Raw genomic sequence first — 13,512 nt, 5'->3', positions numbered from 1 at the left:
CCGGCTGGCGGCGGCGGACGACAACGGCTATCGTGGTCGACTAGAGCGCTCTAGTACGAGAGCCACAGACTTCGAAGAAGGACGACGATGACCACTTCCACCCCCGCAGCAGCCCCGCGCACCCTCGGCGTCGGCCTCATCAGCGTCGGCTGGATGGGCCGGCTGCACACCCGCGCTTACAAGGGCATCGCCGAGCGGTACCCCGAGCTGAACGTGAGGACGCGCCTCGTGGTCGCCGCCGACCCTGTTCCCGCCAGCCAAGCCGAGGCCGTGAACCTGCTCGGCTACGAGCGGGCCGTCGCCGACTACCACGAGGTGCTCGCCGATCCCGAGGTCGACGTCGTGTCGATCTGCGCGCCGAACTTCCTGCACAAGGAGATGGCGCTGGCCGCCGCCGCCGCAGGCAAGCCGTTCTGGATCGAGAAGCCCATGGGCCGGTCCGCCGCCGAGAGCGCCGAGATCGCGGCAGCCGTCGCCGCGGCGGAGCTCGTCACCGCGGTCGGCTTCAACTACCGGCACGCTCCTGCGGTGGAGAAGGCGCGCGACCTGATCCGTTCGGGCGCGCTCGGCCGGGTCACGAACGTGCGCGGCGCGTTCTTCGCCGACTACTCGTCCGACCCTGCCGGCGCGCTGACCTGGCGCTTCATCCGCGAACGTGCGGGCAGCGGCGTGCTCGGCGACCTGCTGTCCCACGGCCTCGACCTGGCGCAGTACCTCGTCGGGCGAATCGGCAGCGCCACCTCGCTCACCGAGACGTTCATCACCGAGAGGGCCAAGCCGTCCGGCGCGGCAGCCAGCCACTTCAGCCGCGCCGAGGGCACGCCCGAGCCGGTCGAGAACGAGGACTACGCAGCGCTTCTCATCCGCTTCGACAACGGAGCGGTCGGCACCTTCGAGTCGAGCCGCATCTCGATCGGGCCGCGCGCCGACTACTCGATCGAGGTCTACGGCACGAAGGGGTCGCTGCGCTGGAACTTCCAGCGCATGAACGAGCTCGAGGTCTGCCTCGGCACCGACGGTGGCGCCGCGGGTGCCACCGGCGCGGCTGCCTACGGCTACACGACCATGCTGACGAGCCCCGGCCACGGTGACTTCGGCCGCTTCCAGCCCGGAGGCGGCACCGGAATGGGCTTCGACGACCTCAAGACGATCGAAGCCGCGCAGTTCCTGTCGAGCGTGCTCACCGGCGAACAGCTCGCGCCCTCGGTCGCCGACGGGTGGGCGGCGGCGGAGATCGTCGCAGCCGCCGAGGCCTCGGCCGACGACCGGGCCTGGCACGACGTGAAGGTCGTCACGGGGCCGCTCACCTACGACCGGGTGTGACGAGAGCGGGGGATGCCCGGGCCCGCGCCTCGGGAGGGGCCGCGGCCGTGCATCCCCCGCTTCGTTCTCGGCATCAGCCCTGGTCGGTGGAGGTCTCGCGCTGCCGGGTGCTGCCGCTCAGGCCAGATCCACCGTCAGGTCGGTCGATGCCGCCGCCAGCGCCTCGGTCGCCGCCCAGCTCGCGAGCAGCGCCAACCCCTGCGCCGACTTCGATGCGGGTTCCGCGCCGTAGACCAGCAGGGTCAGCCCCTCGTCGGTCACCATCTGCAGCGCCTCGTAGTTGAGGTCGAGCTCGCCGACCACCGGGTGGTTCATGCGCTTCGTGCCCGACCGGTGCTGGTGGACGTCGTGCGCCGCCCAGCGGGTGCGGAACTCCTCGCTGCGGGTCGACAGCTCGCCGATCAGATCGGTCAGGCCTTTGTCGTAGGGGTTGCGGCCGGCCTCGGCACGAAGGGTGGCCACGGTGTCGTGCGCGATCTGCTTCCACTCGGGCCAGAAGTCGACGGCGCGCGGGTCGAGGAAGCAGAACCGCGCGGTGTTCGGCGGCGACAGCGGGCTCTCGAAGACCTGCGAGTAGAGGGCGCGCCCCAGTTGATTGGCGGCGAGCACGTCCATCCGGCCGTTCCGCACCCAGGCCGGAGCCGAGATCGAGTCGAGCAGGCGGAGCACTCCCGGACGCACCCGGCTGGCCGTCGGGCGGCGGCGGGCGTTGATGGAGGAGTTCGCGGTGCGGGCGAGGTCGAACAGGTGCGCCCGCTCGGTCTCGTCGAGCTGCAGGGCGCGGACGAGTGCCTCGAGCACTCCCTCCGAGACCCCGCTGAGGTTGCCGCGCTCGAGCCGGACGTAGTAGTCGACGCTCACGCCGGCCAACAGAGCGACCTCTTCACGCCGCAGCCCGGGGACGCGACGGGTGCCACCGAAGTCGGGCAGCCCCGCCTGCTGCGGTGTCAGGCGGGCGCGCCGGGTCGCCAGGAAGTCACGGATGTCGCTCTTGTTGTCCACCCCCTGACGGTACGTCACGCCGTGCGCCGAGCGGGAGGCCCTGCCGGTACCCGGTTGTTCACGTGCCGACGCCTGCGCCGACGCTTGCCCCGATGCCAGCCCGACGCCCGCGACACGCAACGACCAAGGAGGCCCTGCCAGTACCCGGAACACCAGGGACCCTCGCGCCCGCGCGGGATGCGGTTGGCTGGAGCCAACCCCTGGTTCTATCGAAAGGCACCCCCATGCGAGCAACCCTGATGTACGGCGCCGGAGACGTGCGCGTCGAGACCGTCGCCGATCCGAGCGTCCAGAAGCCGACCGACGCCCTCGTGCGCGTCGTCGCCGGCTGCATCTGCGGCAGCGACCTCTGGCCCTACGCCTCGAAGCCCGCCACCGAGAAGGGCTCGGCCATGGGGCACGAGTTCGTCGGCGTCGTCGAGGAGATCGGCACCGACGTCACCGGCGTCTCGGTCGGCGACTTCGTGATCGCGCCGTTCGTGTCGTCGGACGGCACCTGCGAGTTCTGCCAGGAGGGTCTCCAGACCTCCTGCCGCCACGGCGGCCACTGGGGCGGCACCGACGAGGACGGCGGCCAGGGCGAGAGGGTCCGCGTGCCGATGGCCGACGGCACCCTCGTCGTCGTTCCCGCCGGCTTCGACGAGAAGCTGATCCCGTCGCTCCTCAGCCTCTCCGACGTGATGTCGACCGGCTACCACGCCGCCGTCACCGCCGGTGTGAGCGAAGGACAGACCGTGGCCGTCATCGGCGACGGGGCCGTCGGGCTCTCCGCCGTGCTGTCGGCCAAGCTGCTCGGCGCATCGCGCATCATCCTGCTCGGCCGCCACACGAGCCGCACCGACCTGGGCCGCGAGTTCGGCGCCACCGACGTCGTCGCGGAGCGCGGCGACGAGGCCATCGCGAAGGTCAAGGAGCTCACGAACGGCGACGGCGTCCACGCCGTGCTCGAGGCCGTCGGCCTCGAGGACGCTCTCGTCACCGCGTTCGCCATCGCCCGCGCCGGCGGCACCGTCAGCCGCGTCGGTGCCCCTCAGTACACGACCGTGCCGTTCGGCCGCGACGAGTTCATGCGCAACATCACGCTCACCGGCGGTGTCGCCCCCGCGCGCGCCTACATCGACGTGCTGCTTCCGCTCGTGCTCGACGGCTCGATCGAGCCCGGCAAGGTGTTCGACCGCACGGTCGACCTCGACGGCGTGCCCGCGGGATACCAGGCGATGGCCGACCGCGAGGCGCTCAAGGTGCTGGTCCGCCCGTAGTCCTCGTCGGATGAGGGGCGGCCCGTGCATCCCCCGGCTCGCCTCTCCCGGATTTCACCGGAGAGAAGAAACGAAGAAGGAGTCCCCATGTCCACCTGGTTCATCACCGGCTGCTCGACCGGCCTCGGCCGCTCGCTCGCCGAAGCCGTCCTCGCCGCCGGCCACAACGCCGTCGTGACCGCCCGCGATGCCGCGACGGTGCAGGATCTCGTCGACGCGCATCCCACGTCGGCCCTGGCCGTTGCGCTCGACGTCACCGACGCCGCTCAGATCGCCGCCGCCGTCGAGGCCGCCGAAGAGCGGTTCGACGGCATCGACGTGCTCGTGAACAACGCCGGCTACGGATACCGCGCCGCGATCGAGGAGGGCGGAGCGGACGACGTGCAGAAGCTGTTCGACACGAACTTCTTCGGCGCCGTCGCCATGATCAAGGCCGTCCTGCCCGCCATGCGCGCCCGGAAGAGCGGCGCGATCGTGACGATCTCGTCGATCGGCGCCCGCATCTCGCCCGAGGGATCGGGCTACTACGCCGCGACCAAGGCGGCGCTCGAGGCGATGACGTTCTCGCTCCGCAAGGAGGTCGCGCCGCTCGGCATCACGGCCATGACCGTCGAGCCGGGCGGGTTCCGCACCGACTTCGCCGGCCGCTCGCTGACCCAGTCGGCCGAGGCCATCGCCGACTACGCCGACACCGCGGGCAAGCGCCGCATCGAGGCGGGCACGGGCCACGGCACGCAGCCGGGCGACCCCGCGAAGGCCGCGACCGCGATCATCGCGGCGGTTGAGAGCGACGCCACGCCGAGCATCCTCCTTCTCGGGCGGGATGCCCTGCAGGGCTTCCGGGGAACGCTCGACTCGCTCCGCTCCGAGACCGACGCGTGGGCTTCGACGTCCGAGGACACCGGCTTCGACGCCTGAGCCGCTGCGGGCCCTGCTCGTGCGGAGCCCGCCGCCGCCACACGTATGACGGACTGTTCCCCGTGCCGCGGCACGGGGAACAGTCCGTCAGACGGTGCGCGGCAACCGCGCCCGGTGCGAGCTCAGTCTTCCGGGATCGTGAAGATCTTCTCCGGCGGACGCACCTCGTCGGGCTCCGGGCCCGAGCGCTTGCCGAGGTCGAGCGCGTCGATGGCGGCGAGCTCCTCGGCGGTCAGCTCGAAGTCGAACACGTCGAAGTTCTCCGCGATGCGGCCGGGATGCACGGACTTCGGGATCGCGCTGCGCCCCTCCTGCAGGTGCCAACGGATCATGACCTGAGCGTTCGACTTGCCGTGGCCGTCGCCGATCGCCTTGATCGTCTCGTCGGTCAGGGGGTTCTTGTGCCCCTCGTTGTCGTAGCCGGGGTAGAACGTGATGCCGCCGATGGGCGACCAGGCCTGCGTGACGATGCCCAGGTCGGTATCGGCCTGCTCGTTGTCGCGCTGAGCGAAGTAGGGGTGGAGCTCGATCTGGTTGACGGCCGGGACGACGCTGCGCTCCTGGAGGAGGTCGTCGAGGTGCTTCTTCTTGAAGTTCGAGACGCCGATCGAGCGGACCTTGCCGTCGGCGAGCAGGGTCTCGAGCGCACGGTAGGCCTCGAGGGTCGTGTCGAAGAGCCAGGGTGCCGGCTGGTGGAGGATCAGCAGGTCGATGTGCTCGACGCCGAGCTTCTTCGCGGCGATGTCGAAGGCGTGGAGGGTCTCGTCGTAGCCGTACTGGCTGATCCAGACCTTCGTCTCGATGAAGATCTCGTCGCGGTCGACACCCGAGGCGCGGATGCCCTCGCCGACCTGGCGCTCGTTGCGGTACGCCGCTGCCGTGTCGATGTGGCGGTAGCCGGTGCGCAGGGCCGTCTCGACGGCCGCGGCCGTGTCCTCGGCCGAGCTCTGGAAGACGCCGAGCCCGAGGGCGGGCATGGTGACGCCGTTGTTGAGGGTGAGGAGTTCTGTCATGCCCCGAGGCTAGGCCCGTGCATCCCCCCGTCGAGAAGGCCTGTCAGTACCTGCTTCGCCAGTACCTCCCTCGTCTGAATAGGCTGGGCGGGACCTCGAAGGACGGCACGACATGACCCTCATCGACAACGGCATCTACGTCGACGGCAGCCGGGTGGAGACCCCGGCCGATCTGCACCGCACCTACGAGTCCCTCGCCGAGACGCAGGGGCTGGCCTGGATCGGCCTCTACCAACCGAGCGACGGCGAGCTGACGAGCGTCGCGACGGAGTTCGACCTGCACCCGCTCGCCGTCGAGGACGCCGAGAAGGGCCACCAGCGGCCCAAGCTCGAGCGCTACGGCGACACCCTCTTCGCCGTGCTGCGGCCCGCCTGGTACGACGACGCCGACGAGCAGGTCGACTTCGGCGAGATCCACCTCTTCACCGGCCGGGGATTCGTGGTGACGGTGCGGCACGCGGCCAAGCCGAACCTCGCCGAGGTCCGGCGGCGGCTCGAGGGCGATCCGGAGTTCCTCGCCCTGGGCTCGGAGGCCGTCATGACCGCCGTGTTCGACGACGTGGTCGACGGGTACGCGCCCGTCGCCGCCGGGCTCGAGAACGACGTGGACGAGATCGAGGACCAGCTGTTCGGCGGCAAAGTCGACACGAAGCTCTCGCAACGCATCTACCAGTTGCTGTCGCAGGTCATCGCGTTCCAGCGGGCGATCGGACCCCTGCCCGACATGCTCAAGGCCCTGCTGCGCGGCACCTCGAAGTACGGCACCAACGAAGAGGTCGAGAACCGACTGCGCAACGTCTACGACCACTCGATCCGCATCACCGAGCGCGTCGACACCCTGCGCACCCTGCTCGACAGCGCGCTGACCGTGCACTCGACGCTCGTGTCGCTGGAGCAGAACGACGCCATGCGACGCATGTCGAGCGCGAGCCTCGCACAGGGGGAGGAGAGCCGCCGTCTCGCGAAGGAGACCATCGAGCAGGGCGAGGAGGTCAAAAAGATCTCGTCCTGGGCGGCCATCCTCTTCACCCCCACGCTGATCGCCTCGATCTACGGCATGAACTTCGACGACATGCCCGAGCTGCACTGGCGCTTCGGCTACCCGTTCGCGCTGGTGCTGATGTTCGGGCTCGGATTCGGGCTCTGGGGCATCTTCAAGCGGCGGCACTGGCTGTAGCGGCGCTGCGGCAGCAGCCCGCGGTCACTCGCCCGTGGTGGTCCCGCGGCTCAGCTCGATGATCTCGCTGCGGTGGGTGCGGTACGTCGCCGCCGCCACGTACCCCGCCGTGCGGAGGCCGTCGAGCCCGTAGTCGTCGACGTGCGTCGGCGTCCGGTACTCGATCAGCCACACTGTCGGGTACTCCGTCAGTCGCTGCTGCACCACCGCGCTCGAGACGCGGTAGGCGATGTCGTGCCAGCTCGTCGACTCCCAGTACGGCGTCTTCAGACCGATGTCGGCAAGGCCCGCGAAGCCCGCCGCATAGGTCCGGTAGGCGAGCCGGGGGTTACGCGACGGCCGGACGTCCTCGTCGAACAGCACCGCCTGGCCGGGCCGCGCATGCGCCTTCATCGTCGCGCTGATCTCGGCCCAGTCGCTCGAGTTCTGCGCGTAGGGCGTGCGCTGCGCGAGATAGACGGGGATGCACAGCACCACGATCAGCGCCGTGACCAGCCCGGCCACCACCGTCCGCCTGCCGCGGGTCGCCCCGGTGAACCGCCGCCACGGCAGCGACACCAGTCGGTCGATCCCCACGGCCACCGCCAGCGCGGCCCCCGGTGCTGACATCGAGACGTAGCGGGCGGAGAAGTCCGCCACCACCAGGTTGGAGAGCAGGAGGAGCGCGGCGGGGACGAGGAGCGCGGCGAAGGCGACGACCTCGACGGACGGGGCGGCGGGGATGCTCGACGCCCGTTCCACGGACGACGCGAGCCGTGCATCCCCCGTTTGTTCGCGCCCCTCGCGCCACCGGCGCCACCGGCGCACGACCCAGGTGACCGCGGCGACGAGCACGAGCGCCCAGGCCACGACCGCGACCTTGCCGTCGCCGAACCAGAGTCCGGCGAACAGCGTGTCGAAGCTCGTGGTGCTCCGGTCGGCGAGGAAGGCGACCTGCTGCCGTTCGAGGAGGTCGAAGACGACGACGGGGGCGGCTGCGACGATGCCGAGCGCCGTGGCGAGGGCCCAGCGCTTCCAGACACGGCGGGAAGCACGCGACGTCGCCAGCACGATCGCGTGGACGACGACGAACAGGCCGAGGTATAGGAAGACGTAGACGCCGAGGGCGGTGAGGGCTCCGTAGACCACCCACCAGCCGGCGGCTCGTCGGCGGCCCCGCATCAGGTCGACGAGCAGCACCAGGGCCCAGGCGGCGATCGCGGCGTCGAAGGCGTACGCCCGCGCCTCGCCGCCCATGTAGGTCACCCGCGGCAGCAGGCAGTAGACGACTCCGGCGATCACGGCCGTGCGAGGCCCCGCCAGGCGCTCGGCGAGCAGCACCACAGCGACGGTGCCGAGACCGACCGCGACGGCCGACGGGAACCGGACCGAGAAGGGGGATGCCCCGAACAGGTCGACCCAGAGGTGCAGGGCGAAGTAGTACGTGCCGTGGACGGCGTCGACGTGCGCGAGCTCGGTGAAGAGCGACGGGATCGAGCGCTTCGCCGAGAGGACGCTCGCGGCCTCGTCGCCCCAGAGCGACGGGATCCAGGAGCCCCAGACGGCGAGCAGCAGGCCGATCGCGCCGAGCGCCCACGGGACGGCGCGGGGCAGGCGTCCGCTGTGGAGCGGGGCGTCAGGGCGTGGCACGGTTCGAGTGAAGCGCACCTCTTCGAAGAATTCTCTGAGAAGCCGGGAGCGCTAGTGCTCCTCGGGCGCCTGCTCCAGGAGCCGCGCCTCCTCGGCGTCGAGCCGGCCCTGCACCTGCCGCAGCACCGTGTCGTCGATGTCGCCGTCGTCGCGCATGCGGATCACTGTCGCGGACTTCTGCCGGATCAATGCGAGCTTCAGTTGCACGGCCGCGTCGTGGCCCTGCACGACGGGGTGGTTCTCCTCCTCGGAGCGCCTCGCGTCGAGCAGTTCCAGCCGCCGGTTGTAGTCGTCGCGGACCCGGTCTACGACCTCGTCCGAGACGCCGGCGTCTTCCGCCAGGTCGGGCAGGGCATCCAACGCCTCTTCGGTCGACGTCTCCTCGGCGGCGTGCAGCTCTTCGTGGAGCTCCTCGTCGACGGGCAGGTTCGCCCGGCGGACCACGGCGGGGAGGATCAGCGACTGGACGACGATGGTCGCGACGACGACGCCGGCCGTCACGAAGACGATGAGGCCGCGGTCGGGGAACGGGCTTCCCGACGAGGTCGTCGCGGGCACGGCCACCGCCGCCGCCAGCGAGACGGCGCCCCGGAACCCGGCGAACCCGCTGATGGCGCGGTCGCGGTTGCCCTCCCGGGGCGCCCCTCCGGTGAAGCGGGTGACGATGCGGATGCCGCCGGCGGCGACGAACTGGAAGGCGAACCGGATCACGATCAGGGTGACGGTGACCAGACCGACGAGGATCGCGCCCCGGGCGATCTCGGAGTTCGGCAGGTCGCGGACGGCGGTGGTCGCCTCGATCCCGACCAGCACGAACAGGGCGCCGTTGAGCAGGAAGATCGCGAAGGTCCAGAACGCGCGCATCTCCTGCCGCGAGTCGGCGCGGTTGACCTTGACGCCGATCTGACTGACGACGAGCCCCGCGACGACCACGGCGAGGACGCCGGACGAGCCGATCGCCTCGGCCACGAGGAACGCCGTGAACGGGACCAGGAGGGTGACCAGGTTCTCGAGCGCGACCGTGTTCACGCGACGGAGGACGTGCATCCCCGCCCACGCCACGACGGCGCCGGAGGCGAGTCCGCCCGCGTACGAGAGGGCGAGACTGCCCGTGACGCCCCAGGCGGAGAGGCTCTCGGTGCCCGCGGTGACCGCCACCGCGATCCCGTAGATGACGAGGGCCGTGCCGTCGTTCACGAGGCTCTCGGCGCGGAGGACCGTGACGTTGCGGCGGGGCAGCATCTTCGTCAGCACGCCGACGGCCGTGGCGTCGGTCGGCGCCAGGGCGGCGCCAAGGACCCAGGCGGGGCCCCACTGCAGCCCCATCGCGTGCAGCAGCACCGCCACGCCGCCCGCAGTCACGGCCACCAGCAGCGACCCCATCAGGATGATGCCCCGCAGGTTCTTGCGGATCTCCCGCAGCGAGGTGGTCAGGCTCTCCCAGAACAGCAGGGCGGGGAGGAAGAGGAGCAGGACCGCGTCGGCCGGCAGCTTGATCGTCGCGAACGCCGGGATGAACGCGAGCGCCGCACCGAACACGAGCAGCAGCACGGGCGCCGCGATCCGGGTGCGGCTCGAGACGGCCGTGGCGACGGCGAGCGCGAGCCCGAGGGCGACGACGAGGGCGGGGCCGAGCATGGCGGCCTCCTCGACTCGTGCACGGAACGACCCAGTCTTACCGAGAACGGGTGGGCGCGCCCGGCGAACCCGGCGAGGCAGGAGAAAAGGAGACGGGGGATGCACGGGCCGGGGCACGACGGAGGCCGCGAACCCTGTGGGTCCGCGGCCTCGCGCGGGTCGTGCATCCCCCGTTTCTAGGCGGTCACGGTTTCTAGGCGGTCACGCTCTCGAGCGTCGCCGCGAACGGGTCGAAGCCGTCCGGGAGCGAGGCGACGGGTGGGACCGTGCTCTCGACCTCGACGAACGCGCGGCGCTCGATCGACTCCTCGACGCTGACCATCGCGTCGAGCACGTGGTAGCCGACGTCGCCGGTGGCGATGTGCGAGCCGCCGGTGCGGAGGGCGCGGGCCATGTCGAGGATGCCGAGGCCGCGGCCGACGTTCGGCTCCTCGTCGAGGATGGTCTCCCACTGCTGGGTGAAGGGGAACGAGTCGTCCTTGCTCAGCGGGCGGGCGACGCGGATCGGCCAGCCGCCGCCGAACATGTTCGGGTCGGGGAGGACGATCGTGCCCTCGGTGCCGTTGACCTCGAAGACGCCGTGTCGGAACAGGGGGGTGTCGAAGCTCAGCAGCGACTGCGCCTGACCGCCCTGCTCGAACGACGACAGGACCGACACGTGCGTCGGGACCTCGACGGGGAACGACTCCCCTGCGTGCGGACCGGTGACGAGATCGCGGCGATCGCGCGACTTCGTGCCCGTGGCGACCACCGAGGCGATCGGGCCGAGGAGGTGGACCAGTGCCGTGAAGTAGTACGGGCCGATGTCGAACAGCGGGCCGGCACCCTTCGCGTAGAGGAAGGAGGCGTTCGGGTGGAACACGTCCGGCCCCTGCCACTGCATGCTCGTGACTGCAGTGAGCGGCGTGCCGATCACTCCGGCCTCGATGGCGCGCTTGGCGGTCTGCCACCCCGGGCCGAGGATCGTGTCGGGCGCGATGCCGAGCTTCAGGCCGAGTGAGGCGGCGAGGTCGACGAGACCCTTCGCCGACTCGCGGTCGACGCCGATCGGCTTCTCGCTCCAGACGTGCTTGCCGGCACGCAGCGCGGCGGTCGAGACCTCGACGTGGGTGGCGGGCAGGGTCAGGTTGACGACGATCTCGACGTCGTCGTCGGCGAGCACCTCGTCGCCGGTGCCCGAGCGGTCGACGCCCCACTTCGCCGCGGAGGCCGCGGCGCGCTCGGTGTCGATGTCGCCGATGCGGACGACCTCGATGTCGGGGAACTTCGTGAGGTTCTCGAGGTACTGCTCGCTGATCATGCCGGAGCCGATGAAGCCGACTCCCACGCGACCGGTGCGGCTCATGCCGACACCTCGGCGCCGAGGTTGGCCGTCAGCCAGTCGAAGCTCTGCTTCACACCGTCGAAGATGTCGCCCTCGAAGTGGTCGAACTCGATGACCGCGTACTGGAGAGCGGGGGCGGCGGCGAAGGCCGCGGCGAGGGGCACGTCGCCCTGGCCGGCGGGCGACTGGTCCTGCGGCAGGTCGGCCGTCGAGATGCCCTCGCGCATAGGGCCGTCCTTCACGTGGACGGCGATGACGCGCTCGCCGAGACGCTCGAGGAGCGCAGCGACGTCGACGCCCGCGGCCGTGGCCCAGTAGAGGTCGAGCTCGAGACGGACGCCCTCGTCGAGGAGGCCGGCGAAGACCTCGTAGGCGGTGACGCCGTCGATCTGCGTGCGGAACTCGTGGTCGTGGTTGTGGTACCCGACGGCGAGACCGTAGGCGGCGGCCTCCTTCGCGGCGGCGTTGAGGCGCGCGGCCGTGTCTTCGACGTCGGCGCGGGTCGCCCAGCGGTCGGCGGGCACGAACGGGTCGATGACGACGTCGAGGCCGAGCTCCTTGGCGGCGGCGAAGGTCACGGCGGGGGCCGGGATGTCGCCGAGGATGCCGTCGGGGGTCGCGACCTCGGTGCTGAGGAAGATGGCGTGGCCGGTGCGGGCGGTGATGCCGTGACGGTCGAAGACGGCCTTGAGTTCGGCCGGGCGGCTGACGAAGTCGAACGCCTCGACGGTGTCGAAGCCGATCTCGGCGAGACGGGCGATGCCGCCGTCGAGGTCCTTGGACAGGGCGTCGTTGACTGCGTAGAGCTGGAGCGAGATGTGCGTTGCCATGATGATCTACCTTTCTTCTGCCGCGATTGCCCGCGGACGCTTCTTCTGCCGCGGTTGCCCGCGGACGCTTCTATTTGACTTTCTTGACCCGGGTCACCGAGATGGCGCCGATGATCCCGAAGATCGCCCCGCCGATGAACAGGCCGGGGTAGCCGAACACGGCCACGGCGGCGGGTGCGCCGACCGGGACGAGCGACTGCGGCAGCGCCTGGGCGATGTTGACGACGCCGAGGTCCTTGCCGGAGTCGGCGTCGCTCGGCAGCACGTCGGAGATCAGCGCGAGCTCGACCGCCAGGAAGGAGCCCATGCCGGCACCGAGGATCAGCTCGCCGAGCAGCACCCCGTTGAACGAGCCGGAGAACGCGATGATCGAGAGCCCGACCGCGGCGATGATCGCGGAGACCACGACAAAGGGTTTGCGGCGACCGAGCTTGTCGGACAGCCAGCCGAGGACTGCTGTGGTCAGGACGATGCCGAGCGCGTTGGCGAGGGTCGCCTGGAAGACGAGGTGCGGTGCATCCGCCGTCTTTACCCCGAGGTCCTTGATGATGTAGACCGTCAGGTAGCTCGTGGCCGTCGTGTTCGCGACGATGAGGCAGAACCGGGTGAGCCAGGCCCAGCCGAGATCGGGGTGCTTCTTCGGGTTGAAGACGAACGAGCCGAAGAGCGTCTTGAGGTTGAACGTCTCGGTCGGCTTCTCCGTCCGGACGCGGTCGTGCATCGGCAGCAGGAAGACGAACAGGATGACGAGGCCGACGGCGCTCGGCACGAGGTTCTGAGCGAGGCCGAGGGGGAAGAGCTGCACGAGGAAGGTCGCGGCGACGCTGCCCACGTTCTGCGCCAGGCTCACGAACGAGGCGACCCGCCCGCGGCGGCTGGCACTGATCTGGTCGGGCAGCATGGCGATGAGGGCGGCGAGCGCGAAGTTGAAGCCGATCTGCGTGATCGCCCAGCCGACCAGGATCATGGTCACGCCGGGGGCCGTCGCGATGAGCACGATGCCGACGTAGCCGACGAGCACGCCGACGATGATCCACGGCTTGCGCATGCCGAACCGGCTCATCGTCCGGTCGGAGAGACGGCCGCCGATCGGGTTGGCGACGAACGCGAAGAAGGCGCCGACCCCCAACACGAGGCTGACGTTGCCGGCGGCGGACGTCGGGTTCATCTCGTTCAGACGAACGGCGATCGTGACCAGCAGGGGTGGGAGCAGCGCGACGATGAGGCCGAACATCGCGATCGGCACGGCGAACATCGGGTAACGCGGCTGAGCATTGATGCCGATGCTCGTGGTCGGCGGCAGTTCGGTGAGCGGAAACGCGGGGGCATCGCCCAGCGGGGCGACTGACTCTCGGGATTGATCCACGGTGACTCCTCGGTAGCGGGCGACGTTGCCCGG

Annotated in this window: 11 protein-coding genes; 4 read left to right on the top strand and 7 right to left on the bottom strand. The window is 70.4% G+C overall.

What is annotated here, in order from left to right; all coding sequences use genetic code 11:
* Positions 1 to 87 precede the first annotated feature (87 nt).
* Positions 88 to 1,323 carry a Gfo/Idh/MocA family protein gene (locus ABEA39_RS10880; RefSeq protein ID WP_345375880.1) on the top strand — a complete coding sequence of 412 codons (1,236 nt, stop codon included), beginning with the start codon at positions 88 to 90 and terminating at the stop codon, positions 1,321 to 1,323.
* A gap of 117 nt (positions 1,324 to 1,440) precedes the next feature.
* Here the strand turns inward: ABEA39_RS10880 and ABEA39_RS10875 are convergent, their stop codons facing one another.
* The gene (locus ABEA39_RS10875; RefSeq protein ID WP_345375879.1) at positions 1,441 to 2,325 is read right to left on the bottom strand and encodes a helix-turn-helix transcriptional regulator; all 885 of its coding nucleotides are present in this window, start codon (positions 2,323 to 2,325) and stop codon (positions 1,441 to 1,443) included.
* A gap of 224 nt (positions 2,326 to 2,549) precedes the next feature.
* Here ABEA39_RS10875 and ABEA39_RS10870 point away from each other — a divergent pair, with 224 nt between their 5' ends.
* Positions 2,550 to 3,584, top strand: a complete 1,035-nt coding sequence (locus tag ABEA39_RS10870; protein WP_345375878.1) for a zinc-dependent alcohol dehydrogenase family protein — start codon at positions 2,550 to 2,552, stop codon at positions 3,582 to 3,584.
* A gap of 87 nt (positions 3,585 to 3,671) precedes the next feature.
* Positions 3,672 to 4,502, top strand: a complete 831-nt coding sequence (locus ABEA39_RS10865; protein ID WP_345375877.1) for an oxidoreductase — start codon at positions 3,672 to 3,674, stop codon at positions 4,500 to 4,502.
* Positions 4,503 to 4,624: 122 nt separating this feature from the next.
* Here the strand turns inward: ABEA39_RS10865 and ABEA39_RS10860 are convergent, their stop codons facing one another.
* The gene (locus ABEA39_RS10860) at positions 4,625 to 5,515 is read right to left on the bottom strand and encodes an aldo/keto reductase (protein ID WP_345375876.1); all 891 of its coding nucleotides are present in this window, start codon (positions 5,513 to 5,515) and stop codon (positions 4,625 to 4,627) included.
* Positions 5,516 to 5,627: 112 nt separating this feature from the next.
* Here ABEA39_RS10860 and ABEA39_RS10855 point away from each other — a divergent pair, with 112 nt between their 5' ends.
* The gene (locus ABEA39_RS10855; protein ID WP_345375875.1) at positions 5,628 to 6,692 is read left to right on the top strand and encodes a magnesium and cobalt transport protein CorA; all 1,065 of its coding nucleotides are present in this window, start codon (positions 5,628 to 5,630) and stop codon (positions 6,690 to 6,692) included.
* A gap of 24 nt (positions 6,693 to 6,716) precedes the next feature.
* Here ABEA39_RS10855 and ABEA39_RS10850 read toward each other — a convergent pair whose 3' ends face one another.
* The 5 genes from ABEA39_RS10850 to ABEA39_RS10830 all read right to left on the bottom strand — a co-directional run bounded on the left by ABEA39_RS10850 (position 6,717) and on the right by ABEA39_RS10830 (position 13,479).
* Positions 6,717 to 8,321 carry a glycosyltransferase family 39 protein gene (locus ABEA39_RS10850; protein ID WP_345375874.1) on the bottom strand — a complete coding sequence of 535 codons (1,605 nt, stop codon included), beginning with the start codon at positions 8,319 to 8,321 and terminating at the stop codon, positions 6,717 to 6,719.
* A gap of 51 nt (positions 8,322 to 8,372) precedes the next feature.
* Positions 8,373 to 9,959, bottom strand: a complete 1,587-nt coding sequence (locus tag ABEA39_RS10845) for a Na+/H+ antiporter (protein WP_345375873.1) — start codon at positions 9,957 to 9,959, stop codon at positions 8,373 to 8,375.
* A gap of 193 nt (positions 9,960 to 10,152) precedes the next feature.
* A complete protein-coding gene (locus tag ABEA39_RS10840) occupies positions 10,153 to 11,304 on the bottom strand; it encodes a Gfo/Idh/MocA family protein (RefSeq protein WP_345375872.1) in 1,152 nt (383 codons plus the stop codon).
* Positions 11,301 to 12,113, bottom strand: a complete 813-nt coding sequence (locus ABEA39_RS10835; protein WP_345375871.1) for a sugar phosphate isomerase/epimerase family protein — start codon at positions 12,111 to 12,113, stop codon at positions 11,301 to 11,303. Before ABEA39_RS10835 ends, ABEA39_RS10840 begins: the two co-directional genes overlap by 4 nt.
* 70 nt (positions 12,114 to 12,183) lie before the next feature.
* On the bottom strand, positions 12,184 to 13,479 hold the full coding sequence (locus ABEA39_RS10830) for an MFS transporter (protein WP_345375869.1): 1,296 nt from the start codon (positions 13,477 to 13,479) through the stop codon (positions 12,184 to 12,186).
* Positions 13,480 to 13,512: the final 33 nt, after the last annotated feature.

Origin of the sequence: Frondihabitans cladoniiphilus (genome assembly GCF_039544345.1) — a bacterium.
Taxonomy (GTDB): domain Bacteria; phylum Actinomycetota; class Actinomycetes; order Actinomycetales; family Microbacteriaceae; genus Frondihabitans; species Frondihabitans cladoniiphilus.
This window is presented reverse-complemented; position numbering and strand designations above follow the sequence as displayed.